We start from the raw sequence: 25,382 nt of genomic DNA on the forward strand, positions 1-25,382 counted from the left end.
ATTTCATTCCCCTGCGCCGCCCTCTCCGCGCTGGGCCGGGCGCTCACCCCCCTGCGGGGGCACCGGCCGGGCGGCGGGGAGCGGACCGGGTGCGGTCATCGCGGGCGCCGCGCCGGCCGCACCCGCCGCATCCGCCGTACGGCGCGGCAGCCGGGGCCGTACGACCCGCAGCCACAGCAGGGCGAGCAGGGCCGCCGTGACGGCGAACGGGAGGACCGCGCCGAGGGCGAGGGCGATCCAGCGGACCGCGGTGACGAACACGTGCCAGCCGCCGCTCAGCGCGTCCCCGAAGCCCGGCTCGTCGTGCGTGGCGGCCTTCTTCCGCACCGGGGTCTCGGACAGCGACAGGGTGATGGTGGCCAGGCTCGTACGGTCCTTCAGGGACGCCTGCTGGGCGAGCAGCGACTCCAGGTCGGCCTCGCGGCGGCTCAACTCGCTCTCCAGGCTGACCACGTCGCTCAGGTCGCTCGCCTTGTCCATCAGGTCGCGGACCCGGGCCACGCTGGCGCGCTGCGACCGGATGCGGCTGTCGACGTCGACGACCTGGTCGGTGACGTCCTGGGCCTGGGCGGTGCGCGAGACGAGCTTGCCGGTGCCCTGCAGATCGGTGAGGACCTCGTCGTACCGGTCGGCCGGCACACGCAGCACGACGCGGGTCTGCTCGTGCCCCGCCTCGTCGCGGGTGGTGTTCTCGTCGCCGATGTAGCCGCCCGCGCCCTCGGTGGCCGCGCGGGCCGCGTCGAGGGCCTTGGGCACGTCCTTGACCTCCACGGTCAGCGAGGCGGTGCGGATGATGTGGCTGGTGAGCTTCGGCGGGGCGGTGGCCTTCGCGCCGGAGGCCGCGCCGCCGCCACGGCCCGAGGCGCCCCGCTGGGCCTCGCCCCCGGCGGCGCTGTCGGCCGCGGACTTGCCGGAGGAGTCCGCGCCGCCGCCTCCCGCGCTGCACCCGGTGACCGCCAGGGCCGCCGCGAGCAGCAGAGCGGCCAGGGCGGACACGGGCCGAGCAGAACGCCGGACAGGACGCCGACCGCGGTGTCGATCGCGGTGTCGATCGGAAGGACGTGGGAAACGTCGTGCGCGCATGCGGTGTACCCCCGAGGGTCGTCGTGACGGGTGGCGTTGACACGGACGTTCCTTCGACGCCCGGGCCCTGCGGGACGTTGGCCGAAAACGGTTCCGATGCGGTCACGGTCGGGACTCGTGACGGACACCGCTAGGGCCTGCCCGGCGGATCAAGGTGCAGGCAAGTATCGGCGCCGATCAACTCAGGTGAGCGGGGGCGACGCGGGAGTGCCAGAGGGGTCTGAGAAGGTGGAGGGCATGAGCGCAAGGGGCAGGGACCTGGGGCATGTCGTCGTCATCGGGGCCGGGATCGCGGGGCTGGCCGCCGCGCACCGGCTGCTGGAGCGCGGGGCGCGGGTGACCGTGCTGGAGGCGGCGCGGCGGGTCGGCGGCAAGCTGCTGCCCGGCGAGATCGCGGGTGTGCGCGTCGACCTGGGTGCCGAGTCGATGCTGGCCCGCCGGCCCGAGGCCGTGACCCTCGCGCGCGAGGCGGGCCTGGCGGACCGGCTGCAGCCGCCCGCCACCGCGACCGCCTCGATCTGGACCCGCGGCGCCCTGCGCCCCATGCCCAAGGGGCATGTGATGGGCGTCCCCGGCACCGCCGCCGCGCTCGCCGGACTGCTCTCCGACGAGGGCCTGAAGCGCATCGAACGCGACGCCGACCTGCCCCGCACGGAGGTCGGCGACGACGTGGCCGTCGGTGAGTACGTGGCGACGCGCGTGGGCCGCGAGGTCGTCGACCGCCTGGTCGAACCGCTGCTCGGCGGGGTCTACGCGGGCGACGCCTACCGCATCTCGATGCGTTCGGCCGTGCCCCAGCTCTTCCAGGCCGCGCGGACGCACGACTCGCTGACCGAGGCCGTCCGCGAGATCCAGGCCCGGACGGCCGGGGCGCAGCAGACGGGCCCGGTCTTCATGGGCATCGAGGGCGGAGTGGGCGGGCTCCCGCTCGCCGTGGCCGAATCGGTGCGGGCACGCGGCGGCGAGATCCTGACCGGGACGCCCGTGACGGAGCTGCGCCGGGAGGCGCCGGCCGCGCCCGGGGCACCGGCGGCCTGGCGGGTGGTCGCCGGGGACCGCGTGCTGCACGCCGACGCCGTGGTGGTCGCCACGCCCGCGCCGGCCGCCGCCGAGCTGCTGCGCGCCGAGTCCCCCGAGGCCGCGGCGGAGCTGCGGGCAGTCGAGTACGCCTCGATGGCCCTGATCACCCTCGCCTACCGCCGTGCCGACGCCGCGCGCCTCCCCGAGGGCAGCGGTTTCCTGGTGCCCCCTGTCGACGGGCGCACCATCAAGGCGTCGACCTTCGCCTCCCGCAAGTGGGGCTGGATCGCCGACGACGACCCGGACGTGATGGTGCTGCGCACCTCGGTGGGCCGCCACGGCGAGACGGAGATCCTGGAGCGGGAGGACGCCGAGCTCGTGGACGTCTCCCGGCGCGACCTGCGGGAGGCCACCGGCCTGGAGGCCGCACCGCTTCAGACCCGCGTCACCCGCTGGACGGACGGCCTGCCCCAGTACCCCGTCGGCCACCACGCGCGCGTGGCCCGCATCCGCGAGCACCTCGCCGAGCTCCCGGGCCTCACGGTGTGCGGCGCCGCCTACGACGGCGTGGGCATCCCGGCCTGCATCGCGAGCGCCGACGCGGCCGTGGACCAGTTGGGGGGCGACCTGCGGGCCGTGCAGGAGCTCACCGCCCACCCGGTGCAGAGTCTGCACGGCGGAGCGGGAGAATAGGGACCATGAGTGACGACGCCCCCACCACCGAGTCCGGCAGGATCCCGAACAAGGGCAAGCTGGCCAAGGACCTCAACGAGGTCATCCGCTACACGCTGTGGTCCGTCTTCAAGCTGAAGGACGTCCTCCCCGAGGACCGTGCGGGCTACGCCGACGAGGTCCAGGAGCTGTTCGGCCAGCTCGCCGCCAAGGACGTGACCATCCGTGGCACGTACGACGTCTCGGGTCTGCGCGCCGACGCCGACCTCATGATCTGGTGGCACGCGGAGACCGCCGACCAGCTGCAGGAGGCGTACAACCTCTTCCGCCGTACGAAGCTGGGCCGCGCGCTGGAGCCGGTGTGGTCGAACATGGCGCTGCACCGCCCGGCCGAGTTCAACCGCTCGCACATCCCGGCGTTCCTCGCCGACGAGACGCCGCGCAACTACGTCAGCGTCTATCCGTTCGTGCGCTCCTACGAGTGGTACCTGCTGCCCGACGAGGACCGCCGCCGCATGCTCGCCGACCACGGCAAGATGGCCCGTGGCTACCCGGACGTGCGCGCGAACACGGTCGCGTCCTTCTCCCTCGGCGACTACGAGTGGCTCCTCGCCTTCGAGGCCGACGAGCTGCACCGCATCGTCGACCTCATGCGGCACCTGCGGGGCGCGGAGGCCCGGATGCACGTGCGCGAGGAGGTCCCGTTCTTCACGGGCCGCCGCAAGGACATCGCGGACCTGGTCGCGGGCCTCGCCTGACCGTGGCTCATCACCGCTGATCACTTCGGTCCGGTCGCCGGCCGTCCCTCGCTCGCAGGGCGGCCGGCGGTGTGCGCGGAGGGCGGCCGCCCCGGGCGGTCACTCCCGCCAGGGCTGGTCGCGGTGGGCGAAGGCCGCGCGCAGTTCGGGTTCGCCGATCGCGCGGATCCCGCGCACGGCCACGGAGGCCAGATACGTGCGCTCGTCACCGTCCCCCTTCGCGCGCCGGGCCAGCGTGCCGAGCAGCCGCTGCCCGGCCGGAGACGCCCAGCGCGAGTAGGGATGGGCCTCGACCCGGGCTATGCCCAGACAGCTCAGGGTGAGCGCGAGGGGCAGCGCGAACCAGAGGGCGACCAGATCGCGCGGCATCCCGGTCGGACCGGGCAGCAGCAGCGCGGCCGCGCCCAGCGCGAGGACGGCCAGCGCGGCGCCCCGCACCTGGCGGATCCCGGCCGCGACCGTCGACGCCGTGCCCTCCGGCACGGCCAGCCCCGCGCTGACCAGCCGGTCGGCCAGGCTGCGCACCGAGTCCGCGGCGGCCGCGGCGGCCCGTACGGGAGCGATCCGGGACTGTCCCTCCGGGCCGATGGCCCCTATGACGGACCGCTCGATCTCGTCCCGGCCGTGCGGATCGACGACCGTGGCCCAGCCGGTGTGCGCGAGCCACAGCCGGCGCTGACGCGCCATGGACACGAGCGTGACGTCGGCGACGCGCGCGGGACCGCCCGACAGGAATGCCGCCTCGTACAGCGTCAGCTCGTGTCCCCGGCCCACGGTCGCGACGTGTGTGTCGACGGCCGCCGCGCGTACGGCGGCCAGGCACAGCCGTGTGCACGCCGCGCCGGCGACGGCCCAGGCCAGCAGCAGGAGAAGGACCCAGAACATGACGCGTTTCTATGTCAGAGGCCTGGGAAACTCCATGCCCTGTTCACATTCCGGACGGAGTGTGGCCGGTATGTGACGTTCCGTTTGTTTCGCGAGGTCAGGGCGCCCGCGTCTGCGCAGCCGGGGGCGGGCTGGAGGCGGCGGGCGGCAGTGCGTAGGTCGGCGATCCCGGTGCTCCGGACGGGGTGACCGGGACCACCTCGCCGGGGCCGACCCCCGGGACGGCGGTGTCGGAGGGGTCGTCGCCGGCGGGGTCGCCGCTCGTGGCCAGGTCGCGGGCCAGGGCGGCGAAATCGACGAACCCCGTGGCCTCCAGGACCTTGATGTGGTCCAGCACCGTCGTGTTGGCGTCGTCGGCGAGATCGCGCACGAGGGAGTTCTGTGTGCTCGCCCGCACCTCGGCGACGAGCGAGAAGACCTTGCCGTGCGCGAGCCGCAGGATGTTGGCGAACCTGCGGTCGTAGTCCTCGCCGTGCGCCGCGTTCAGGGTGTCCAGCCACTGCTTCTGCTGCGCCGTGGGCTCGTTGGGCAGCGTCAGACCGAGCCGGGCGGCCACGTCGCGCACCCGGCGGTCGAGGAAGGTGTGCCCCTCCACGAGATGCCGGCCCGCCGTCCGTACGGCGTCGGTGGTGCCCTTCTCCTCCGCCTGCTCCCCGGCGGGCAGCTCCCACAGCCCGGCGAGCCGCACCTTCGTGACGAAGTCCCGGTCGAGCTCGGACAGCGGCCCGTACTGCGTGGCCACGGTCCGGGCGCTCAGCAGGTCCGCGGGCGTGGCGGGCCGGTGGGCGTACGACCAGAGCGGGACGAGCAGGGCCACCACGGTCCCGGCCAGGACCGAGACGATGACGCCGGTCCCGCTGAAGATGCCTCGGCCCTTCACGGGGGGTCGCGGTCGCATGGGTGCCTCCTGTCGCGGCACCGCACGTCAGTGCGCTTCGGGGTGGGTGTGAAGGCTTGGCATATTACTGCGACGGGCGCGACGGCCGACGGGCGAGAGAAAGCGGCCGTAACAAGCGAACCGGAACAAAAGGCAGCGAAACGCGGCGGCGCACAGGTCGACAAACCGCACGAAACCCGGCACGAAGTGCCCGGTGTCTCTGCACTGTTAAACCGGGCACACCGCTGAACCGGGCACACCCATGAACCGGGCACACCGCTGAACCGGGCACACCGCTGAACCGGGCGGGCCCGCCGCCCCCGTCACCGCCGCAGCAGTACCCGCCGTGCCGCCCGGGCCGCGCGTATCGCCGGCCTGGTGGACCTCGGGGCCGGGCCGGACCGGTCCAGCCACCACTCCCGCAGCTCGCGTCGGACGCCGGCGTCCGACGGGCGGCCGTCCAGGAGCAGGGACTCCGCGAAGTCCATGGCGTCCCGCCGATAGCCACCGCGCATGGGATGCCGCTGCGCGTACGCGAGGAACGCGGCCCGGTACCCGTCGCCGAGGATCACCGGCAGCTCGGGTGCGATCTTGGCGACGACACCGGCCCGCTTGGACGCCAGCGCCCGCGCCTGGACGCCGAGCCGTACGCGGTCGAACCCCTCCGGGGCGGGCGTCCCGGCGACCAGGGCGGACAGCAGTGCGGTCTGCGCGAGCGCGAGCCGCTGGCGCGCGGGACCGGTGTCGGTCGCCGCCGTCACCGGCAGGTCGGCGGCGGCGGACGCGCGCCCGGACCTCTGGGGCGGGGAGGGGCAGGCGCCGACGGAGGACCGTGCGGCGGACGTACGGCCCAGCTCCACGGCCTCGCGGATCGCGCTCAGCTCCCGCTCCAGCTCGCCCGGTTCGGGGAAGTTCTCGTCCCGCTCCAGCAGCACGCCGGGCGGCGACACCCGGGAGGCGAGGTCGGTCAGGACGTCCAGGACCGGCCGGGGAACGGGGTGGGCGTGACTGTCGTGCCAGACCCCGTCCCGCTCGTATCCGCCCGCCACATGGACGTACGCGATCGCTTCGAGCGGAAGTTCGGCCAGTGCCTTGGCCGGGTCCTCACCCTGGTTGACGTGGTTCGTATGGAGGTTGGCGACGTCGATCAGCAGCCGCACGCCGGTGCGGTCGGCCAGCTCGTACAGGAACTGCCCCTCGGTCATCTCCTCGCCCGGCCACGACAGCAGCGCGGCGATGTTCTCCACGGCGAGCGGCACGGGCAGCGCCTCCTGCGCGATCCGGACGTTCTCGCACAGCACGTCGAGGGTGTCGCGGGTGCGCGGCACCGGCAGCAGATGCCCCGCTTCCAGCGGGTCCGAGGCGGTCAGCGGGCCGCCCGCCCGGACGTACGCGATGTGCTCCGTCACCAGCGGCGCGCCGAGCGCCTCCGCCCGCTCGGCGAGGGCGTTCAGCCGGCCCTCGTCGGGCCGCTCGGCCCCGCCGAGGCCGAGGGAGACCCCGTGCGGCACGACGGTCACCCCGCGGGCCCGCAGGCGCAGCAGCGACTCCGGCGGATGCCCGGGGCACACGTTCTCGGCCACCACCTCGACCCATTCGACGCCCGGCATGCGCTCCACGGCGTCCGCGATCTTCGGCCGCCACCCGATCCCCGTCCCCAGCCGCTCCATCGTCGCTCGTCCCCCTCACTTCTTCGGTGACGGGGGTATGGCCCGGGCACCCGGCCGCGAACCGCGCCGCCCGCACCTTCAGAGGAACATTTGAGCTTCACAGCTTCACCCACCGCCCGGAGGACGGGAGGCGGGCGACGACGGTGCCGGACGCCGACGGTCAGGCCGCGTCGAAGTCCGACCGGGGCCGGACCTCCACGATGAAGTCCGCGTCCTCCATGTCGCCCTCCTCGACGTGCCAGACGAAGACCCGCACGTGCATCGCGTGGTGGAGGCCGATCCTCTCCCACTCGCTCATCAGGTCGGCGACGATCCGGCCGATGGCGAACCTGGCGCCCTCGGGCGAGTCGGAGGCGGTGATCGCACCGTGCCACCGCTCGGCGTCGCCGTAGGGCCGCCAGCCCTCGGAGCCGTGCGGCTCGAACACCCGGTACACCCAGTCCGTATTGGTGTTCATAACACCGATCCTGTCACCGAGGGGCCCGTGCGTCGCATCGGATCGGCACGCTCAGCGAAGTGACCGCAGCGCCGGGTGGTCCGCGATCACCGTGCAGGAGCCGGGGGCGATCTCCGTGAAGCCCGCGTCGCGGACCAGGGGGAGGCCGCTGGTGGTGAGTTCGTGCCAGTGGGCGGGGTCGGTGGTGCGGACGGCGAGGGGGAAACCGGCGTCCTGCCAGGCGGTGCGCTGTTCGTCCGTCAGTTCCCACCAGGCGAGCTGGGCGCCGTGGCCGGCCTGCGCCATCGCCTTGCCTGCGGACATCTCCAGGTCGGGGTTGAGCCACAGCACCGGGGTGCCGGGGTCGGGGCGGGCCGGCGGTTCCGGGTCGTCGAGGTCGGTGCCCGAGACCTGGAGTTTCGCCAGTTCCTTGGGCCAGCCGTCCAGCGGGACGGGCGGGAAGACCCGCACCTCCGCCGTCTTTCCCGTGACCGTGATGCCGGGCAGGGCCTCGGCCCGCCGCCACTCCGCGCCGCGCGCCCGCCGCACCACCTTGCGGATCCGGGCGTCCTGCCAGTCCCGCACGGCCCGTGCCCACTCGCCCTCGCCGACGGAGCGCTCGTCGCCGAGCAGCACCAGCACCGCCCGGGCCGCCGTCTCCAGCGCGTCGGTACGCGCCGGGGGAGCGGCCCGCTCGATCCGGACGACCAGCGGCAGCACGAACTGCGGGGCCAGGTCGCGCGGCGCGGGCTCGGTGCGGAAGGGGCTGTCGGAAGCGGGAGTCTCGTACGTCACGTGCTCAAGTGTGCCAACCGCGGTGCGCGCGAGAGGATGACCCCCATGCGAGACGATCTCCGGCTGGACGGCGTCGGCCGCCGCTACGGCCTGCGCGGCCCCTGGATCCTGCGGGGTGTCGACCTGGCGATCCGGCCCGGCACCCTGACCCGGGTCGAGGGCGCCAACGGCACCGGCAAGTCCACCCTCCTGCGCCTGCTCGCACGCGTCGACGCCCCCACCGAGGGCAGGGTCACGGGTCGGCCGCGCACGGCCTACGTCCCCGAACGCTTCCCGGCCGCGCTGCCGTTCACCGCGGTCGGCTACCTCACCCACCTCGGCGCGGTACACGGTCTGTCCCGGCCGGCCGCCGCACGCGCCGCGGGGGAGTGGCTGGAACGCTTCGGGGCCGCCGCCTACGCCGCCACGCCGATGACGGCGCTGTCCAAGGGCAGCAGCCAGAAGGTCGCCGTCGCCCAGGCGCTGCTCGCCGCGCCGGAGCTGCTCGTGCTGGACGAGGCGTGGACCGGACTGGACGCCGGCACCCGGGCCGAGCTGGAGCGTGCCGTCGCCGAGCGGATCGCGGGCGGCGGGGCCGTGGTGTTCGTCGACCACGACCCGCACCGCCTCGCCGGGGCGCCCGACACGACGTACACGGTGCGCGACGGCGCCCTCGAACGCCGTACGGCGCAGGACTCCCCGACCCCCTCCGGTCCGCATGTCCTCGTCGAGGCGCAGGGGCCGCCGGACGGGCGCCTACCGGTCGCCGGGCACCCGGGCGTGACCTCGGCCGAGGAGATCGTGCCGGGCACCCACCGGCTCGCGGTCCGCGCCTCCCACTCGGACGTCGTGCTGCGCGTGCTGCTGACCGCCCGCCCGCCGTGGCACGTGGCCCGCGTGTCCGCCGACCCCGTGGACGCCGATGCCCGCCGTGCCGCCCACGGCTCCGGCCCCGACCGCCCCGGCCACGACCAGGAAAGCCCCCGATGACCGCCCTGATCCGCTACCAGGCCGCCCTTCTCGTGCGCTCGCAGCGGTGGCTGCCGCCGTTCATTCTCTACGCGGCGTTCCTCGCCGTGGGCGTGCAGAGCGGCCAGCCGGTGCTCGACTCGGTCGGTTACGCGGCCGCCGCCCTGCTGCCCGTCGCCGCCTGGCTGGTGCGGATCTGTGTCGGCGGCGAGCCGCCCGCGGCCCGTACGTGCGTCGCGGCGGCGGCCGGGCCCGCGCGGGCCCATCTGGCCTGCCTGTTCGTGGCACTGGCCGCGGCCGTGGTCCTGGGCACGGCCGCAACCGTCGTCGTCACGCTGATCAGCGATCCGGCCGGCACCGACCATCGCACCCGGGTGCCGATGCTCCAGGCGGGCGGGGCCGGGCTGCTCGCCGCGCTGGTCTGCGCCCTGCTCGGGACGGCCGTCGGCGCGGTCACGAACCGGCCCGTGCTGCGCTCGACCGGCCGCGCGGTGCCCGTGATGCTGCTCGCGGCGCTGCTGTCGATGGTGACGACGGGCTCCCCGGCGCAGGCCGCCGTCAGCGGCCTGGTCACCGGTTCGCGGACGGGCCGCGTCCCGCTGCCGCTGCTGCCGCTGGCCGGTGCGGCGGTCCTCGCGGCGGTGGCGATCGCCGCGAGCTGTGCGCTCACCGCGCGCAGATCACCCTGAGCAGGCCGTGCGCTGCGCCTCCTGCCATTCGCAGACCGCGCAGAGAGTGATCCCCTTGTACGACTCCGGGTACTCGGTCGGCTCGCGGCACAGCACGCACTCCGCGTACGGCGGCCCGTCGGCCTTCGGCGGCCTGGCCGCGTCGATCAGGCAGTAACCGGCGCTGTCGTCGCCGGTGCCGTCGGTGCGGTCCTCGTCGTCCTCGCTCATGCACCCAGCCTAGGACGGCGGCGATCAACCCGATCCGTCACGCACGTTCGCAAGGGATCAGGAATGCTCAGGAACGGCTGGTCGTCGCCCGGATCATGTCGGACACCTTCACAAAGCGGTACCCCTCCCTGCGCAGCTTGGGCACGACCGCCTGTACGACGCGTTCGGTGGTCGGGGCCGCGCTGCGCGTGCAGTGCATGATCACCACCGAGCCCGGCCTCACGCCGTTCAGCACCTGCCGGGTCACGGCGTCCGCGTCCGTCGCGAACGCGTCCCCGCTCACCACGTCCCACTGCACGGCGGTGACGCCGAGGCCGCCGAGCGTCCGCAGCGCCTTGTCGTCGTAGCAGCCGCCGGGGAAGCGGAAGTACGGCATCACGTGCCGCACGCCCGCCTTGCGGAACGCGGCGTCGGCGTTCTCCACGTCGGAGCGCATCCGGTCGGGGGCGACGGTGGGCAGGCCGTAGCAGTCGCCGGTGAAGGAGTAGTGGCTGTAGGAGTGGTTGGCGAGTTCGAACAGCGGGTCGTTGCCGATGGAGCGGGCCTCGTCCGGGTACTGCACGGCCCACCGGCCGGTCATGAACACGGTGGCCGGGACCTTCAGGGCGCGGAGCGTGGCGATGAGCGCGGGGTTGTCGAAGTGCTCGCCCGCCGCCGCGCGCGGTCCCTCGTCGGCGGTCATGTCGGCGTCGAAGGTGAGTGCGACGATCTTGCCCTTGGTCCGTGGGCCGTTGGCGAAGACCGGGGTCAGCCCGCCGGGCCCGGGGGCGAGCGTCGGCGGCGCGGAGGGGGCGGCGGCCGAGGGCTCGGCGCCGGCCGACGGCTTGGCGGCGGACCTGGCGGGGGCCGGGTGCCCGGCGGCGGGGGACGGGTGCCGGGCACCGGAAGCCTGCGTGGTGCCGCAGGCGGCAACAGCGGTGAGGGCGGCACTCAGGGCACAGGCCGCGGTGATTCGTCGTACAAGTGAGATCACCGGATGAACGTAGGACGACCTCCGGTCATATGAACGGCAGCACGGCCGTGCGGTCACCCGCCCGGGGGTTCCGTGCCGGAAACGGCCCGCCGGTCACCACGTCCTGGGCTCCAGCGGCTTGGTCGCCGGACCCTGGATCACCTGGCCGTCGGTGTCGAAACGGGACCCGTGGCACGGACACTCCCACGCCCGCTCGGCGGAGTTGAAGGAGACCAGACAGCCCAGATGCGTACAGCGGGCGGACAGCGCGTGCAGGTTGCCCTCGTCGTCGCGGTGCACGGCGTAGCGGTCGGCGCCGTCACGGACCACGGCGCCTCCGCCCGGCGGTATCGCCTCCACGGGCGGCGCGGGCCGCAGCCGGTCGCCCACGAAGTGGCGTGCGACCTCCGCCTGTGTCCTGAGGAACGTCGGCGCCTCGCGCACCGCCGTCCGCACCCGGCGCGGGTCGTACAACTCCCGCCAGGCGCAGTCCCGCCCGGTGATCAGCGCCGTGAGCAGCCGCCCCGCCATCATCCCGCCGCTCAGCCCCCAGCCCCCGAAGCCGGTCGCCACATACGTGTGGCGGGCGCCCGCGTGCAGCGGGCCGACCATCGGCACCGTGTCGGTGGGGTCGATGTCCTGAGTGGCCCAGGAGTGGACCAGGTCCACGCCGGGGAAGTGCTCCCGCGCCCAGGCGGCCAGACGGTCGAAGCGGGCCGGGGTGTCGGCGCTGCCCGGCGTGAAATGCTCACCGGTGACCACGAGCAGCCGCAGCCCGTCCGCGCCGTCCGGCCCGTCCCCGCTGTTCGGCCCGTCCCCCGCGTACGGCCTGTACGGCGCGGTACGCACCGAGCGGGTGCCCTCCTCGGGGGTGATGTACATGCCCCCGGGGTCCCGGCCGGCTTCGATCGGTCCCGCGACGACCAGTTCCCGGCGCGGAGAGAGCCGGGCGAACAGCAGCGCCCGGTCGAAGATCGGATAGTGGGTGGCGACCACCACGCTCCGGGCCCGCACCGTCGCGCCCGTCGCGGTCGTCACCCGGCACGGCTCGCCCTCGGTCAGACCGCGCACGACGGTGCCCTCGTACACCCGCCCACCGCGCTCCAGCAGGTCCGCCGTCAGGGCCAGCAGGTACTTGCGCGGATGGAACTGAGCCTGCCCGGCCACCCGGACCGCGCCCGCCACCGGGAACGGCAGCCCGGTCTCCGTCACGAACGACGCGGGCAGCCCCGCCTCCCGCGCGGCCTCCGCCTCGGCCCGCAGCTCCGCGACCCGGCCCGGGTCACGGACGTAGGTGTACGCGCTGCGCGACTCCCACTCGCACTCGATGTCCAGCTCGTCCACCAGCGCCTCGGCGTGTTCGATCGCCTCGGACTGCGACCGGGCGTACAGCCGGGCCGCCTCCACGTCACGGGTGCGCCGCAGCTTGTCGTAGATCAGCGTGTGCAGCGCGGTCAGCTTGGCGGTGGTGTGCCCGGTGACGCCCGCCGCCACCCGCCGCGCCTCCAGCACCGCCACGCCCAGGCCGGCCCGCGTCAGCTCGTAGGCCGTGCTCAGCCCGGCCACGCCCGCGCCGATCACCACCACGTCGACGTCCAGGTCCTCCGCCAGCGGGGGACGGGCCGGCGGCCCCGGAGCCGTCTCCACCCAGTACGAACCACTGACGCGCCGCTGCTCGTGTCGCCCGCCGGGCTGCTCCTGCGCCCCTTCGTGTCTGTGTTCGCTCATGGCCGCCGGGTACCCCGGCCGTACCCGCCTGATCGCGGGCGTACGAGGGCAGCCACGGGTGAGGGCGGGCCGAGCGGTGTGGCCGCCTCAACCGCCCGATGGCTCGATGGCCGGTTGGCCGGTTGGCCGAATGGCCGGATGGCCGGATGGCCGGATGGCGCGATGGTGCGTCCTCACTGATCGGGCGGTCCCGCCGAGGCGGCGTCGGCGGCGGCCCGGACGGGCGCGATCGAGGCGGGGTCCAAGGGGGCCTCGGGCGCCCCGTCCAGGGCGGCGGGCTCGGGCTCGGCGTCCAGGCGGGCTTCGCCGGCTCCTTCGACCTCGGCTTCTGTGGAGCCCGCCGGCGCGGAGGCGTCCTCGGCCGCCGTCTCCGGGGGCGTGGTGAGGCCGAGCGGCCTCGGCTTCTCCGGTGCCGACGGCACCGGGGGCTGGCCCTGGGCCTTCTCCAGGAAGCGCAGCAGCTCGACCGGGAAGGGCAGGACCAGTGTGGAGTTCTTCTCGGCGGCGACCGCCGTCACCGTCTGCAGCAGCCGCAGTTGCAGCGCCGCCGGCGTGTCCGCCATCTGCTGCGCCGCCTCGGCCAGCTTCTTGGACGCCTGGAACTCGGCGTCGGCGTTGATGATCCGGGCCCGCCGGTCCCGGTCCGCCTCCGCCTGCCGGGCCATGGACCGCTTCATCGACTCCGGCAGGGAGACGTCCTTGATCTCCACGCGGTCGATCTGCACACCCCATCCGATGGCCGGGCTGTCGATCATCAGCTCGAGTCCCTGGTTGAGCTTCTCGCGGTTGGACAGCAGGTCGTCCAGGTCGCTCTTGCCGATGATCGAGCGCAGGGACGTCTGGGCCATCTGGGACACGGCGAACCGGTAGTCCTCGACCTGGATGACCGCGTTGGCCGGGTCGACGACCTTGAAGTAGACGACCGCGTCCACCCGTACGGTCACGTTGTCCCGGGTGATGCCCTCCTGGGCGGGGATCGGCAGCGTGACGATCTGCATGTTGACCTTGTAGAGCCGGTCCGCGAACGGGATGATCATCGTGAAACCGGGCGGGCGTACACCACCGACGAACCGCCCCAGCCGCAGCACCACACCACGCTCGTACTGTTTGACGACCCGCGCCGCCGCCGAGAGGTACACCAGACCCGTGCAGCCCGCGGCGATCACGGCGGTCAGTAGGTCCTGAAGCATGATGACGACTCCTCGCCCAGTCGTCCGTGCGCCCGTTCGGGGCCTTCTTCAACCATATGCCCCGTCACAGAGCCGTGAGACCGTCCCAGGGCCGTGAACGTGGGACCGTCACACGGCCGTAAGGTGTCGCCGGGGTGTCGCTTGCCGCGCGGTGGGCGAGGACCGCGCCTCGAGCCGGTCAGGGGGTTTCGACGAGCCCCTTGGCGTCCCGGGCGAGTGCCGTGAGCCGGGATATCGCGCGGAAGTACTTCTTGCGGTAGCCGCCCTTCAGCATCTCCTCGCTGAACAGCTGGTCGAAGGGCAGCCCGGAGGCCAGCACCGGCACCTCACGGTCGTAGAGCCGGTCCGCGAGGACGACCAGCCGCAGTGCCGTCGACTGGTCCGGCACCGGCCGCACGCCGGTGAGGCACACGGCCCCGATGCCGTCGGTCAGCGCGCCGTAGCGGCTGGGGTGCACCCTGGCCAGGTGCTCCAGCAGCTCGGGGAAGTCGTCGAGCGAGGCGTTCTCCGCGGTGTGCGCCGCCTTCTTCACCTGCTCGTCGGAGAACGGCGCCGGGGCCTCGGGCAGCCCGCGGTGGCGGTAGTCCTCGCCGTCGATGCGCAGCGCGCGGAAGTGCGCCGACAGGCCCTGGATCTCGCGCAGGAAGTCGGCGGCCGCGAACCGGCCCTCGCCGAGCTTGCCGGGCAGCGTATTGGAGGTGGCGGCCAGCGCGACACCCGCGTCGACCAGCCGGCCGAGCAGGGTGGACACGAGCACGGTGTCGCCGGGATCGTCCAGCTCGAACTCGTCGATGCACAGCAGACGGTGCCCGGACAGGGTCTCGACCGTCTTCTGGAAGCCCAGCGCGCCGACCAGGTTGGTCAGCTCCACGAACGTGCCGAACGCCTTGCGGGCGGGCTCGGCCGGGGTGGCGTGCCACAGGGAGGCCAGCAGGTGGGTCTTGCCGACGCCGTAGCCGCCGTCGAGGTAGACCCCGCGGGGCCCGGCGGGCGTCCTGGCGGTCTTGCTCCTGCCCTTGCCGAAGCCGAAGAGGCCGCGCCGGGCGGTCCCGCCCGCGGGGGCTCCGTCGAGCCCGGCGGCGAAGTCCTCCAGGACCCGGACGGCCTCGGTCTGACTGGGCTGGTTCGGATCCGGGATGTACGTCGCGAAGCGCACCGCGTCGAAGCGCGGCGGCGGCACCATCTCGGCGACCAGCCGGTCCGCGGGGACGTGCGGCTCACGGGCGCACAGGGACACGGGGGCGGCGCCGGTGACGGGACTCGGGCCGGAGGCGGCAGTGGAGGACGACACGGTTCCCCATGGTATGCCGCGTGGAACACTGCACCGCATGCGACGCCTGTTCCCTGTGACCGAAGAAACAGCAGCCCAGGCCCCCGGTGAGGGCCGGAAGACCGGTGACGCGAGTGCGCCGGGCGGCCTCGCGGGCCGGGAGTGGACCCTCGCCGAGCTGGCCGCCGCCTACGCCTATCCGGAGCCCGGAGCCGCGGGGCGCGCGCCGTGGCTGCGGGCCAACATGGTGTCCACCCTGGACGGGGCGGCCCAGCACGAGGGCCGCTCGCAGCCCATCTCCAGCGCCGCCGACATGCGGATCTTCGGCACGCTGCGGGCGCTGGCCGACGTGGTGGTGGTCGGCGCCGAGACGGTACGGCAGGAGGGGTACCGCCCGGCCCGTGCGCGCACGGAGTTCGAGGCCCTGCGGGAGGCGGCCGGGCAGGGGCCGGCCCCGGCGATCGCGGTGGTCACCGCGAGCCTGGAGCTGGACTTCACGCTCCCGCTGTTCACCTCGCCCCTGGTGCCCACGCTGATCCTCACCGGCGCCGCCGCGGCCCCGGACCGGATCGCGGCCGCGGAGAAGGCGGGCGCCCGCGTGGTGATCGCCGGGGACGGCATGGGCATCGACCCGGCCCGCGCGGTGCGGGCGCTGGCCGAGCTGGGCCACACCCGCCTGCTCACCGAGGGCGGTCCGCGCCTGCTCGGCCAGTTCGTGGCCTCGGGCGTGCTCGACGAGCTGTGCCTGACCGTCTCCCCGATGCTCACCGCGGGGGACGCCCAGCGCATCGCGGGCGGCCCCTCCGTCCCCGTCCCGCACCGCTTCACCCTGGCCTCGCTGCTGGAGGAGGACGGCTTCCTGTTCAGCCGATACCGCCGGACGTGACGAACCGGGGCGCCCCCGGCACCCCGACGGGCACCCGGAACCGCCGCGCCCCCGGCAAGCGGAACCGGACACTTCCCCAACCGGAATCGATAATTCCGTTTTGTTGATGGTGTGTGCACTCAATTCCGGCGAAACCGACGCCGACGCAAGGCAGGATGGTTTCTGCTGGGGACTGGTTCGGCCCCCGGCCGTAGGCAGAGGGCGGCGCGGCGCGGCCCTCGGAGCAGAAAGGGCGCCTGGTGTTCACAAGCGTATTGATGATCGAGAAGGCCCTGACGTCCGCCGACGTGGAGTTCGTCACCACCCTGCACGGCGAGGAGCCGGTCTCCTTCCACGTGCTGCTCCAGCCGCGCGGCGAGCAGGCCGACCGGCTGCTGCGGGCCATCGACGACATCGCGCTCGGCGAGATCGACGAGGCGGCGCGGGAGGGCGAGACGCCCGAGGGCGAGGCCGCGACGAGCGAGGGCGAGCGGGCCCTGGAGGTCTCCCTCAAGGCGCTGCGCGCCGCGGGTGGCGAGGCCGAGGGGCGCCTGGTGGAGAACCATCCGCTGGACGCCCTGAAGTCCCTGGTCGCGGACGTCGGCGCGGACGAGGTGATCGTCCTGACCGACCCGCACTACGTGGAGGAGTTCTTCCACCGGGACTGGGCCTCACGGGCCCGTCACAAGGTCGGCGTACCGGTCCTGAAGCTGTTCTCGCACAGCAAGGCATAGGCTTGGGCGGCGCCCCCGCGCTCGGGTGCGCGCACCGTCGTACCGCAGCCGTACCACCTGGGGAGAAAAGCGCATGGCACCCGGCCTTCCTACCGCCATGGACCGACCGCACTTCATCGGCATCGGCGGCGCCGGGATGTCGGGCATCGCCAAGATCCTCGCCCAGCGCGGCGCGCGGGTCGCGGGCAGTGACGCCAAGGACTCCGCGACCGCCGAGGCGCTGCGCGCGCTGGGTGCCACCGTGCACGTCGGGCACGCGGCCGAGCACCTCGCCGACGACGCCAGCTGCGTCGTCGTCTCCTCCGCCATCCGCCAGGACAACCCCGAGCTGGCCCGCGCCGCCGAGCTGGGCATCCCGGTCGTCCACCGCTCCGACGCCCTGGCCGCCCTGATGACGGGCCTGCGCCCGATCGCGGTCGCCGGCACCCACGGCAAGACGACCACGACCTCCATGCTCGCGGTCTCCCTCTCCGAGCTGGGCCTGAAGCCCTCCTACGCCATCGGCGGCGACCTGGACGCCCCCGGCTCCAACGCGCTGCACGGCGAGGGCGACATCTTCGTCGCCGAGGCGGACGAATCGGACCGCAGCTTCCACAAGTACGCCCCCGAGGTCGCCATCGTCCTCAACGTGGAACTGGACCACCACGCCAATTACGCCTCGATGGACGAGATCTACGAGTCCTTCGAGACCTTCGTGGACCGCATCACCGAGGGCGGCACGCTGGTGATCGCGGCCGACCACGAGGGCGCGCGCGAGCTGACGCGCCGCATCGCGGCCCGCGACGTGCGGGTGGTGACGTACGGCGAGTCCGAGGACGCCGACGTGCGCATCCTCTCGGTCGTGCCGCAGGGCCTGATGAGCGAGGTCACCGTCCTGCTGGACGGCACCGAGCTCACCTTCTCGGTCTCCGTCCCCGGCCGCCACTACGCGCACAACGCCGTCGCCGCACTGGCCGCCGGTCTGGCCCTCGGCATCCCGGCCGCCGAGCTCGCCCCCGCCCTGGCCGCCTACACCGGCGTCAAGCGGCGGCTCCAGCTCAAGGGCGAGGCCGCGGGCGTCCAGGTGATCGACTCCTACGCCCACCACCCGACCGAGATGACCGCCGACCTGGAGGCGATGCGCGGCGCCGCGGGCGACGCCCGGATCCTGGTCGTCTTCCAGCCGCACCTGTTCTCCCGCACCCAGGAGCTGGGCAAGGAGATGGGCCAGGCGCTCGCCCTCGCCGACGCCTCCGTGGTCCTGGACATCTACCCCGCCCGTGAGGACCCGATCCCCGGCGTCACCAGCGAGCTGATCATCGAGGCGTCCCGGGCCGCAGGCGCCGACGTCACGGCCGTCCACGACAAGGCGGAGGTGCCGGACGTGATCGCGGGAATGGCAAAGGCCGGCGATCTCGTTCTCACCATGGGAGCGGGCGACGTCACCGACCTCGGCCCGCGCATCCTGGACCGACTGGACGAGAACTGAAGCGAGGGGCTGAGGCTCATGCCGTACGACGTCGAGAAGCCGGACGAGCAGTGGCGCGCGGAGCTGACCCCGGCCGAATACGCGGTGCTGCGCCAGGCCGGCACGGAGCCCGCCTTCACCGGTGAGTACACGGACACCAAGGCCAAGGGCGTCTACTCCTGCCGGGCCTGCGGCGCCGAGCTGTTCACCTCCGACACCAAGTTCGAGTCCCACTGCGGCTGGCCGTCCTTCTTCGACCCGAAGGACACCGACGCCGTGGAACTCCTGGAGGACCGTTCCCACGGGATGGTGCGCACCGAGGTGCGGTGTGCCCGCTGCGGGTCGCACCTCGGGCATGTCTTCGAGGGAGAGGGGTACCCCACACCCACCGATCAGCGGTACTGCATCAACAGCATCTCGCTGCGGCTTACGTCGGCCGAGGACTGAGCCGGGAGTCGGGAGTCGCGGCAGGAGGCTTTGCAGCACCCTGACGCGGTGGGACAATATGGGACACAGGTGGCGTCGCCGACGCCACCGGCAGTTTCTCCGCATCTCCGCAGAGGCGGGTGAAAGAGATGGTCACAGCCTCCTACGTCGAACTGGCCGCGGCGCCGCACGTGTGGGCCACTCTGGGAGCCTTCATCGGTGGTCTGGTGGTCGTGTGCGCGCTCGTATGGGCCGTAGGCATGGGCATCGGCGTGATGCGCCGCGAGCCCGACCGCCCCAAGGACCACGAGCAGCCGCACCTCCCGGTCACCGGAGCCGTCGAGGAGATCAGCGAGATCCGCGAGCCGGACGAGGTGGAGCCCGAGGACGGGCAGCGGCTCATGCCGTACGAGATCCATCGCGCCGGCACCCGCCGCAGCGAGGACCAGCACCGGCACCGCTGGGCCCCGGGCACCAGCGGATCCTTCGGCAGTGGAGGCCCGGGCGCCCACTGACCCGAGGAAACGGGGCAGGTTCCTTCACGGGGCCTGCCCCGTTTTCACAGGCCCTGTTCACAGGTCCTGCCACACCTTCACGCGACGCGCCTCCGCCCGGGGCGCTCCCGGTCCGCCGCAACCCGAGGCGTCTAGACTCACTCCGCAACGGCCCGTGCGACCGTGGCCGAGAGCGGGCAGCTTCTGCCAGACCCGAAGGGCGTTCGGCGTTTGATACGCATAGACACAGTCACCAAGCGGTACCCGGACGGCACGGTCGCGGTCGACCGGCTCTCGCTGGAGATACCGGACCGCTCGATCACCGTCCTCGTCGGACCCTCCGGCTGCGGCAAGACCACCACCCTGCGCATGATCAACCGGATGGTGGAGCCCAGCGAGGGCAGCATCCTCCTGGACGGCGTGGACATCCGGGAACAGCCCGTCAACTCCCTGCGCCGGTCGATGGGTTACGTCATCCAGAACGCCGGTCTCTTCCAGCACCGCACCATCGTCGACAACATCGCCACCGTGCCCCGGCTGCTCGGCTGGAGCAGGAGCAAGTCCCGGGCGCGGGCCATGGAGTTGATGGAGCGCGTCGGCCTGGACTCCGCACTGGCCAAGCGCTACCCCTACCAGCTGTCGGGCGGTCAGCAGCAGCGGGTCGGCGTGGCCCGGGCGCTCGCCGCCGACCCGCCCGTGCTGCTGATGGACGAGCCGTTCTCCGCCGTCGACCCGGTGGTGCGCAAGGGACTGCAGGACGAACTCCTGCGCATCCAGGACGAGCTGGGCAAGACGATCGTCTTCGTCACCCACGACATCGACGAGGCCATCAAGCTCGGCACGACGGTCGCGGTGCTGCGCACCGGCGGCCGGCTCGCCCAGTACGCGCCGCCCGCCGAACTGCTCACCGCCCCCGCCGACGCCTTCGTGGAGGACTTCCTCGGCACCGACCGCGGCATCCGCCGGCTCTCCTTCTTCGGCACCGAGGGGCTGGAGCTGAAGCGCGCCCCGATCGTCACGGTCGACACCACCGCCGAGGAGGTCGCCGCGCGCACCGACGTCGACGACGACGTGCCCTACCTCCTCGTCACCGACCGCGACGGCAGGCCCCTCGGCTGGAGCGAGCCGGCCGCGCTCGCAGCCGGGCCGGTGGACGTGGCCCGGCTGCTGCCCCACGGACGGCCCTTCCGGCACGGCGGCGAGTCCCTGCGCGCCGCCCTGGACTGCGCCGTGCTCTCCCCGACCGGCTGGGCCGTCGCCGTGGACGGCACCGGCCGAGCCGTCGGCGTCGTCTCGCAGCAGGCCATCGGCGAGGCGATCCGCACGGCCCACGCCGAGCGCACCACCGGCGCCGCCGGCGACGACGGCAGTACCGGTGGTGGTGCACTCGGTGACGCGGATGCCGCGACCGGCGCCGAGGTCGCCGGATGAGCGGCTTCTTCGACCTCCCGAGCGATCTCCAGCACAGCTGGCTCGGCCTGATCGGCCTGCATCTGCGCGAGGCCCTGCTGCCGGTCCTGGCCGGCCTCCTCGTCTCGCTGCCGATCGCGCAACTGTGTGTGCGCTTCCGCTGGTTGTACGCGCCGGTGCTGGGCCTGACCACCGTCCTCTACGCCATTCCCTCGCTGGCCTTCTTCGTCGTCCTGATCGACTACACCGGCCAGACCGAGCTGACCGTGATGATCCCGCTCGCCGTCTACAGCCTGGTCGTGCTCGTCCCGGCCATCGTCGACGGTGTCCGCTCGGTGCCGCAGGAGACGCTCGCCGCCGCCACCGCCATGGGTTTCGGCCCCGTACGGCGCTATGTCCAGGTGCAGTTGCCGATCGCGGTACCCGCCATCATCGCGGGACTGCGGGTGGCGACCGTGTCCAGCATCTCCCTGGTCAGCGTGGGCATGCTGATCGGCAACCAGGGCGCGCTCGGCAATCTGCTCAACGACGCCAACATCTACCACCGGCCCGAACTCGCGGTGAACTCCGTGGTCACCACGGCGGCCCTGGCCATCCTCGCCGACGCCGCCCTGGTCCTCGTACGCCGCCTGCTCACCCCCTGGATGCCGCACGGCACCCGCCGCCGCGCCCCGGCCGAGGCCGCCGACGCCGCCGAGGCAGGGCCCGAGCCGGCCGTGCCCGCCCTGGAGGACACCGTCCGGTGAACGTACTGCACTTCGTCAACGCCTTCTTCAGCGACAGCGCCCACTGGCACGGCTACGACGGCATCCCCACGCGGCTGATCCAGCACATCCGGTACTGCCTGATCGCGCTCGTCCTCGCTGCCGCCATCGGGCTGCCCGTCGGCCTGGTCACCGGGCACTACGGGCGCGGCGGCAACGCCCTCGCCTTCATCGCCACCGCCGGGCGGGCCCTGCCCAGCTTCGGTCTGCTGGTGCTGATGACCATCATGGTCGGCTTCGGCCTGGTGCCCGTCATGGTCCCGCTGGTGGTGCTCGCCGTCCCGCCGATCCTGGTGACCAGCTACGAGTCGGTGCGTTCCGTCGACCCCTCGCCGGTCGACGCCGCGCGGGGCATGGGCATGCAGGAGTCGCGGATCCTGTTCCAGGTCGAACTGCCCGTCGCGCTCCCGCTGATCCTCAGCGGCCTGCGCTCGGGCGCCATCCAGATCGTCTCCACGGCCACCATCGCCGCGTACGTCGGCATCGGCGGCCTCGGCCGCTACGTCATCGACGGGCTCTACCAGCGCGACTACGAGAAGGTGGTGGGCGGCGCCACACTGGTCGCAGCCCTGGCGCTGGCGACCCTCGCCGTGTTCTGGGCGGTGGCGCGGTGCACGGTCTCGCCCGGGGTGCGCAGAAGCGGCTGATCCGCGACGTGCGGCGGCGCCGCCCCAGGCGGGCGTCTCGCACAACTCGGCGAAGATCGAAGCCAATCGGTGACCCGGTGACTCTTGACTGACCGAGAACCGGCTGGATTGGATCGGACAGGTGACTTCTCACCCGAAGAACTCCAGGTCCAGCACGAGGCTCACCGGCGCGGCCGCCGTCGCGCTCGCCACCGTCGCGGCGCTCGTCACCGGGTGTTCGTCGTCCTCAGACAACACGTCCGACAACCCGCTCACGGGCGGCGGGGCGAGCGGCGACGGCGTCGTCGTCGGCTCCAACAACTTCGCCGAGAGCATCCTGCTCGCCGACATCTACGGCGAGGCCCTGAAGGCCAAGGGCATCAAGGTCACCTACAAGCCCAACATCGGCAGCCGCGAGACCACGTACGGCCTGCTCAAGAACGGCTCGATCACCGTACTGCCCGAGTACAACGGCGCGCTGCTGGCCTACCTCGACAAGAAGGCCGCCCCGAAGACGGTGGAGGCCACGACGGCCGCGATCAACAGCAAGCTCGACCCGAACCTGACGCTGCTTCAGCCCGCGCCCGCGCAGGACAAGGACTCGGTCACCGTCAACGCCGAGACGGCGAAGAAGTACCACCTCACCGGGCAGTCCTCCATCGCGGACCTCAAGGACGCGGCCAAGGACCTCGTCTTCGGCGGCTCGCCCGAGTTCCAGGCCCGGCAGCAGGGCCTCCTCGGCCTGAAGTCGGTCTACGGACTCCAGTTCAAGTCCTTCAAGGCCCTGGACGCGGGCGGCCCGCTGACCCAGGAGGCCCTGAAGAAGAACACCGTGCAGGTCGCGGACGTCTTCACCACCGACCCGACCATCGCCAAGGAGAAGTTCGTGGTCCTCCAGGACCCGAAGAACCTCTTCGGCTTCGAGAACGTCCAGCCGCTCGTCCGCAAGGGCAAGCTCTCCCAGAAGGGTGTCGACGCGCTCAACGCGGTCTCCGCCAAGCTGGACACGGCCACTCTGCTGGACCTGGACACCCAGGTGCAGGCCCAGAAGAAGGACCCGCTCGACGTCGCCAAGGCCTGGCTGAAGTCGGCCGGTCTCGGCTGACGCACCTCAGGTGCCGGCCGCCCGCGCCCGCCCCCGGGCCTGCCTGCGCCGCTGCCTGCGTGCCCGGCGGGACTCCTGGTCCGGGAGCCAGCCGAAGACCAGGCAGCTGCCGGTCGCCCCGAGGAGGAGGCCGAGGAAGAAACCGCCCATGTTGGAGGTGACCCAGGTGCCCAGGGACAGCAGGATGCCGGTGAGGGAGTAGAAGAGGCGCTGGGCGGGGTTGAAGAGGGTCAGCAGCCCGCACAGCACCATCAGCGTGGGCAGCAGATAGCCGGCCAGGCCCTGCATCCCAATGTGCAGCACGACCTTCAGTGATGCCTTCTCGGTGAGCAGGATCTCCGCCCCGCCCAGCGTGAGCAGCAGCCCGCCCCAGAAGGGGCGGCGGAACCGCCAGTCGCGGAACGCGGCCCGCGGGCCCGGTCGCGGCATACCCGGGCCCGCCTGCCCTGCGCGTACGTCGGCCGTCATCGGTTCAGCAACCCGAGTCGCTGAACCGGAGCTTGAGGCCCGGCAGCTTGAACACGCCCGCCGTCGTGGCGTAGTTGGTCTGCCGCAGGTTGGCGATGCGAACCGTGTCCGACTGCTGGCTGAACACGCCCTTGGGGCCCTGTACACCCGCCTTGGTGAGCGTGCTGGCGTCGTTGCCGATCTCGATGTTGTCGAAGGCGGCGTCGCCCGAGAGCTCGGTGGAGTCCGTGGTCAGATCGGTCGCCTGCACCTTCTCGGCGCCGCTGCCCGCGGTGATCAGCAGGTTGGTGCCGCCGAGGTCGACGCTCTGGCACAGCCGGGTCAGCGTCGCGTTCTTGATCGCCGAGGTCACCACCAGCACCTGGCCGCCGGTGTCGCCCGCGTTGGGGCTGTCCTCGGCCATGTCGTCCAGGGCGCCGAACTGCTCGAAGCCGGTGCCGTTCAGCTCGGTCGCCGTGACCGTGAAGGGCATCCCGGAGATCGCGAACTGGACACCCAGGGCGCCCTGCGCGGTGAGCACCGCAAGGCCGGCGGCGACCAGGGTGGCGGGCACCGCCATGACGGCGGCACGGCGCAGCCGCACCCGGCCGCGTCTGTCCGTGCCGGGGTGCTCGGGGGTCTCGGGGGTGGGGTCGGCGGACGGTGTGAGGTCCGAGGACGAGGCCATGTCTGCTCCCGTGTGCATGGTCAATGCCGGTTCGGAGTTCAGCGGCCCGTTGCCCTGGCGCGGACAGCGGCTGCCGCGCCACCCGGAGCATCTCCAGGTGGATGCAAGGGCTTTCTGGTTACGCGGCAGTAGGTGCGGAGGAAGTTACCGGGGGTTACAGGCAGGGTCAAGGTGCTTGTGAAAGAAAGGTGAACCTTCGGCGCCTCGGTCGTGCGCAGGGCGTACTGCCGCAGCGGACTCGGCCAACTCCCTTGCAGTGCCTTGACGTTGACGAGGCAGCGGGTCTACAACTCTGCGTGGCCTCCCCGGATCCGTGGCGCCGGATCCGTGACGCCGGTTTCACCGCGCGGCCCGCCGTACGGCCCGCCGCGCTCCTTCCCGGAGCCGTTCGCCTGCCGGCCCTTCATGCACACCGTTCACCTGTGCAAGGGCTTTCACGTGCCCTCCACGGCTCCCTGCGCACGCACCTCAGGGCGTCCCCGCACCTCGCCCGACCCCCACACAGAATCGAGGTACCCGCATGCGTACGCGATCCGTCCTCACCCTCGCCGCCGCCGTCGCCGCGCTTTCGCTCCCGGCGATCGTCCCCGCCTCCGCCGCGGGCGGCGCGGTGCTCACCACGGGCGGCCCCGGCGGCACGCCCGTCGCGGTCGGTGACGTCCTCACCGCCTCGCTGGCGAGCGGCACCCGCGCCACCTTCTCCTCCAGCGCTTCCGGCAGCAGCGGCGTCTCGTGCACCTCCTCGACGTTCACCGCCACCGTCACCGGCAACCCCAACGCACCCGGCACCGCGACCGAGTCGGTGACCGGGCACACCTTCGACAGCGCCAGTTGCACCAGCAACGTCACCGGTGTGCTCGGCGTCAGCGGCATCACGATCGACAACCTGCCGTACGTGGCCACCGTCGCCTCCGACGGCACCCTCACCGTGACACCGCCCAGCGGCTCCGCCATCCAGGCCACGGTCAAGCTGCGCACCCTGCTGGGCAGCGTCACCTGCGTCTACAAGGCGGCCGCCCTGACCGGCAAGGCCGACAACGCAGCCAACAGCATCACCTTCACCGACCAGCAGTTCGGCAAGGCATCCGGCTCGTCGCTGTGCTTCGCCAACGGCTACTTCACCGCCCAGTACGCCCCGGTGACCGACGCGGGCGCCACCGTGTACGTCAACTGACCCCGCCCGCGTCGCCGGC

27 protein-coding genes are annotated in these 25,382 nt (G+C 72.8%); 14 read left to right on the forward strand and 13 right to left on the reverse strand.

Annotated elements, in window-relative coordinates; all coding sequences use genetic code 11:
- Positions 1-3: 3 nt before the first annotated feature.
- A complete protein-coding gene (locus tag IE318_RS18455; protein WP_189901677.1) occupies positions 4-1,083 on the reverse strand; it encodes a DUF4349 domain-containing protein in 1,080 nt (359 codons plus the stop codon).
- 237 nt (positions 1,084-1,320) lie between these two features.
- Here IE318_RS18455 and hemG point away from each other — a divergent pair, with 237 nt between their 5' ends.
- The gene (gene hemG / locus IE318_RS18460) at positions 1,321-2,796 is read left to right on the forward strand and encodes a protoporphyrinogen oxidase (RefSeq protein ID WP_189901678.1); all 1,476 of its coding nucleotides are present in this window, start codon (positions 1,321-1,323) and stop codon (positions 2,794-2,796) included.
- Positions 2,797-2,801: 5 nt separating this feature from the next.
- Positions 2,802-3,533 carry a hydrogen peroxide-dependent heme synthase gene (gene hemQ, locus IE318_RS18465; RefSeq protein WP_030184925.1) on the forward strand — a complete coding sequence of 244 codons (732 nt, stop codon included), beginning with the start codon at positions 2,802-2,804 and terminating at the stop codon, positions 3,531-3,533.
- A gap of 99 nt (positions 3,534-3,632) precedes the next feature.
- Here hemQ and IE318_RS18470 read toward each other — a convergent pair whose 3' ends face one another.
- From IE318_RS18470 to IE318_RS18490, 5 genes are all read right to left on the reverse strand, one after another.
- Positions 3,633-4,418 (reverse strand): TIGR04222 domain-containing membrane protein, encoded by a 786-nt coding sequence (locus tag IE318_RS18470; RefSeq protein ID WP_030184922.1) that lies wholly within the window; start codon positions 4,416-4,418, stop codon positions 3,633-3,635.
- A 97-nt stretch (positions 4,419-4,515) separates the two neighbouring features.
- A complete protein-coding gene (locus IE318_RS18475) occupies positions 4,516-5,316 on the reverse strand; it encodes a DUF4142 domain-containing protein (protein WP_189901680.1) in 801 nt (266 codons plus the stop codon).
- Between the two features lie 302 nt (positions 5,317-5,618).
- The gene (locus IE318_RS18480; protein WP_189901682.1) at positions 5,619-6,965 is read right to left on the reverse strand and encodes an MbnB/TglH/ChrH family RiPP precursor modification enzyme; all 1,347 of its coding nucleotides are present in this window, start codon (positions 6,963-6,965) and stop codon (positions 5,619-5,621) included.
- Positions 6,966-7,125: 160 nt separating this feature from the next.
- Entirely contained in the window at positions 7,126-7,422 is a 297-nt protein-coding gene (locus IE318_RS18485; protein ID WP_189901684.1) for a hypothetical protein, read from the reverse strand.
- A gap of 51 nt (positions 7,423-7,473) precedes the next feature.
- Complete coding sequence (locus tag IE318_RS18490) at positions 7,474-8,196, reverse strand: peptidyl-tRNA hydrolase (protein ID WP_189901686.1); 723 nt, start codon at positions 8,194-8,196, stop codon at positions 7,474-7,476.
- A gap of 45 nt (positions 8,197-8,241) precedes the next feature.
- Between IE318_RS18490 and IE318_RS18495 the strand changes: the two genes are divergently transcribed.
- Positions 8,242-9,165 (forward strand): ABC transporter ATP-binding protein, encoded by a 924-nt coding sequence (locus IE318_RS18495; protein WP_189901689.1) that lies wholly within the window; start codon positions 8,242-8,244, stop codon positions 9,163-9,165.
- The gene (locus IE318_RS18500; protein WP_189901691.1) at positions 9,162-9,833 is read left to right on the forward strand and encodes an ABC transporter; all 672 of its coding nucleotides are present in this window, start codon (positions 9,162-9,164) and stop codon (positions 9,831-9,833) included. Before IE318_RS18495 ends, IE318_RS18500 begins: the two co-directional genes overlap by 4 nt.
- On the opposite strand, the gene IE318_RS18505 is transcribed toward IE318_RS18500, so the two are convergent.
- The 5 genes from IE318_RS18505 to zapE all read right to left on the reverse strand — a co-directional run bounded on the left by IE318_RS18505 (position 9,825) and on the right by zapE (position 15,204).
- Complete coding sequence (locus tag IE318_RS18505; RefSeq protein ID WP_189901693.1) at positions 9,825-10,043, reverse strand: hypothetical protein; 219 nt, start codon at positions 10,041-10,043, stop codon at positions 9,825-9,827. The genes IE318_RS18500 and IE318_RS18505 overlap by 9 nt on opposite strands.
- A gap of 67 nt (positions 10,044-10,110) precedes the next feature.
- A complete protein-coding gene (locus IE318_RS18510; protein ID WP_189901695.1) occupies positions 10,111-11,016 on the reverse strand; it encodes a polysaccharide deacetylase family protein in 906 nt (301 codons plus the stop codon).
- 93 nt (positions 11,017-11,109) lie between these two features.
- Entirely contained in the window at positions 11,110-12,723 is a 1,614-nt protein-coding gene (locus tag IE318_RS18515; RefSeq protein WP_189901697.1) for an FAD-dependent oxidoreductase, read from the reverse strand.
- A 173-nt stretch (positions 12,724-12,896) separates the two neighbouring features.
- Positions 12,897-13,913, reverse strand: coding sequence for a slipin family protein (locus tag IE318_RS18520; RefSeq protein ID WP_189901699.1), 1,017 nt, complete (start codon positions 13,911-13,913; stop codon positions 12,897-12,899).
- A gap of 178 nt (positions 13,914-14,091) precedes the next feature.
- Positions 14,092-15,204 (reverse strand): cell division protein ZapE, encoded by a 1,113-nt coding sequence (gene zapE / locus IE318_RS18525; protein WP_189901701.1) that lies wholly within the window; start codon positions 15,202-15,204, stop codon positions 14,092-14,094.
- Positions 15,205-15,241: 37 nt separating this feature from the next.
- Here zapE and IE318_RS18530 point away from each other — a divergent pair, with 37 nt between their 5' ends.
- From IE318_RS18530 to IE318_RS18570, 9 genes are all read left to right on the forward strand, one after another.
- Complete coding sequence (locus IE318_RS18530) at positions 15,242-16,069, forward strand: pyrimidine reductase family protein (protein WP_189901703.1); 828 nt, start codon at positions 15,242-15,244, stop codon at positions 16,067-16,069.
- A 257-nt stretch (positions 16,070-16,326) separates the two neighbouring features.
- Positions 16,327-16,782 carry a hypothetical protein gene (locus tag IE318_RS18535; RefSeq protein WP_030184887.1) on the forward strand — a complete coding sequence of 152 codons (456 nt, stop codon included), beginning with the start codon at positions 16,327-16,329 and terminating at the stop codon, positions 16,780-16,782.
- A 73-nt stretch (positions 16,783-16,855) separates the two neighbouring features.
- Positions 16,856-18,250: a UDP-N-acetylmuramate--L-alanine ligase gene (murC, locus tag IE318_RS18540; RefSeq protein ID WP_189901707.1), complete on the forward strand. Its 1,395-nt coding sequence runs from the start codon at positions 16,856-16,858 to the stop codon at positions 18,248-18,250.
- A gap of 18 nt (positions 18,251-18,268) precedes the next feature.
- Complete coding sequence (msrB, locus tag IE318_RS18545; RefSeq protein ID WP_189901710.1) at positions 18,269-18,676, forward strand: peptide-methionine (R)-S-oxide reductase MsrB; 408 nt, start codon at positions 18,269-18,271, stop codon at positions 18,674-18,676.
- 128 nt (positions 18,677-18,804) lie between these two features.
- Complete coding sequence (locus IE318_RS18550) at positions 18,805-19,170, forward strand: DUF6479 family protein (protein WP_189901712.1); 366 nt, start codon at positions 18,805-18,807, stop codon at positions 19,168-19,170.
- Between the two features lie 210 nt (positions 19,171-19,380).
- Positions 19,381-20,580, forward strand: a complete 1,200-nt coding sequence (locus tag IE318_RS18555; protein WP_189901714.1) for an ABC transporter ATP-binding protein — start codon at positions 19,381-19,383, stop codon at positions 20,578-20,580.
- On the forward strand, positions 20,577-21,305 hold the full coding sequence (locus tag IE318_RS18560; RefSeq protein WP_189901716.1) for an ABC transporter permease: 729 nt from the start codon (positions 20,577-20,579) through the stop codon (positions 21,303-21,305). Before IE318_RS18555 ends, IE318_RS18560 begins: the two co-directional genes overlap by 4 nt.
- Positions 21,302-21,970, forward strand: coding sequence for an ABC transporter permease (locus IE318_RS18565; protein WP_189901719.1), 669 nt, complete (start codon positions 21,302-21,304; stop codon positions 21,968-21,970). The genes IE318_RS18560 and IE318_RS18565 overlap by 4 nt, the downstream gene beginning before the upstream one ends.
- 121 nt (positions 21,971-22,091) lie before the next feature.
- Complete coding sequence (locus IE318_RS18570) at positions 22,092-23,054, forward strand: ABC transporter substrate-binding protein (protein WP_189901721.1); 963 nt, start codon at positions 22,092-22,094, stop codon at positions 23,052-23,054.
- Positions 23,055-23,060: 6 nt separating this feature from the next.
- Here the strand turns inward: IE318_RS18570 and IE318_RS18575 are convergent, their stop codons facing one another.
- A complete protein-coding gene (locus tag IE318_RS18575) occupies positions 23,061-23,483 on the reverse strand; it encodes a DUF6114 domain-containing protein (RefSeq protein WP_189901723.1) in 423 nt (140 codons plus the stop codon).
- A gap of 43 nt (positions 23,484-23,526) precedes the next feature.
- Positions 23,527-24,189: a DUF6230 family protein gene (locus IE318_RS18580; RefSeq protein WP_189901725.1), complete on the reverse strand. Its 663-nt coding sequence runs from the start codon at positions 24,187-24,189 to the stop codon at positions 23,527-23,529.
- Between the two features lie 520 nt (positions 24,190-24,709).
- Between IE318_RS18580 and IE318_RS18585 the strand changes: the two genes are divergently transcribed.
- On the forward strand, positions 24,710-25,363 hold the full coding sequence (locus tag IE318_RS18585) for a Tat pathway signal sequence domain protein (protein WP_189901727.1): 654 nt from the start codon (positions 24,710-24,712) through the stop codon (positions 25,361-25,363).
- Positions 25,364-25,382: the final 19 nt, after the last annotated feature.

This window comes from Streptomyces spiralis (assembly GCF_014654675.1).
GTDB lineage: Bacteria > Actinomycetota > Actinomycetes > Streptomycetales > Streptomycetaceae > Streptomyces > Streptomyces spiralis.

Coding starts and splice junctions, on each gene's coding strand:
- IE318_RS18455 (WP_189901677.1), bottom strand. CDS start 1,083: ATGCGCGCACGACGTTTCCCACGTCCTTCCGATCGACACCGCGATCGA.
- hemG (WP_189901678.1), top strand. CDS start 1,321: ATGAGCGCAAGGGGCAGGGACCTGGGGCATGTCGTCGTCATCGGGGCC.
- hemQ (WP_030184925.1), top strand. CDS start 2,802: ATGAGTGACGACGCCCCCACCACCGAGTCCGGCAGGATCCCGAACAAG.
- IE318_RS18470 (WP_030184922.1), bottom strand. CDS start 4,418: ATGTTCTGGGTCCTTCTCCTGCTGCTGGCCTGGGCCGTCGCCGGCGCG.
- IE318_RS18475 (WP_189901680.1), bottom strand. CDS start 5,316: ATGCGACCGCGACCCCCCGTGAAGGGCCGAGGCATCTTCAGCGGGACC.
- IE318_RS18480 (WP_189901682.1), bottom strand. CDS start 6,965: ATGGAGCGGCTGGGGACGGGGATCGGGTGGCGGCCGAAGATCGCGGAC.
- IE318_RS18485 (WP_189901684.1), bottom strand. CDS start 7,422: ATGAACACCAATACGGACTGGGTGTACCGGGTGTTCGAGCCGCACGGC.
- IE318_RS18495 (WP_189901689.1), top strand. CDS start 8,242: ATGCGAGACGATCTCCGGCTGGACGGCGTCGGCCGCCGCTACGGCCTG.
- IE318_RS18500 (WP_189901691.1), top strand. CDS start 9,162: ATGACCGCCCTGATCCGCTACCAGGCCGCCCTTCTCGTGCGCTCGCAG.
- IE318_RS18505 (WP_189901693.1), bottom strand. CDS start 10,043: ATGAGCGAGGACGACGAGGACCGCACCGACGGCACCGGCGACGACAGC.
- IE318_RS18515 (WP_189901697.1), bottom strand. CDS start 12,723: ATGAGCGAACACAGACACGAAGGGGCGCAGGAGCAGCCCGGCGGGCGA.
- IE318_RS18520 (WP_189901699.1), bottom strand. CDS start 13,913: ATGCTTCAGGACCTACTGACCGCCGTGATCGCCGCGGGCTGCACGGGT.
- IE318_RS18530 (WP_189901703.1), top strand. CDS start 15,242: ATGCGACGCCTGTTCCCTGTGACCGAAGAAACAGCAGCCCAGGCCCCC.
- IE318_RS18535 (WP_030184887.1), top strand. CDS start 16,327: ATGATCGAGAAGGCCCTGACGTCCGCCGACGTGGAGTTCGTCACCACC.
- murC (WP_189901707.1), top strand. CDS start 16,856: ATGGCACCCGGCCTTCCTACCGCCATGGACCGACCGCACTTCATCGGC.
- msrB (WP_189901710.1), top strand. CDS start 18,269: ATGCCGTACGACGTCGAGAAGCCGGACGAGCAGTGGCGCGCGGAGCTG.
- IE318_RS18550 (WP_189901712.1), top strand. CDS start 18,805: ATGGTCACAGCCTCCTACGTCGAACTGGCCGCGGCGCCGCACGTGTGG.
- IE318_RS18560 (WP_189901716.1), top strand. CDS start 20,577: ATGAGCGGCTTCTTCGACCTCCCGAGCGATCTCCAGCACAGCTGGCTC.
- IE318_RS18575 (WP_189901723.1), bottom strand. CDS start 23,483: ATGCCGCGACCGGGCCCGCGGGCCGCGTTCCGCGACTGGCGGTTCCGC.
- IE318_RS18580 (WP_189901725.1), bottom strand. CDS start 24,189: ATGGCCTCGTCCTCGGACCTCACACCGTCCGCCGACCCCACCCCCGAG.
- IE318_RS18585 (WP_189901727.1), top strand. CDS start 24,710: ATGCGTACGCGATCCGTCCTCACCCTCGCCGCCGCCGTCGCCGCGCTT.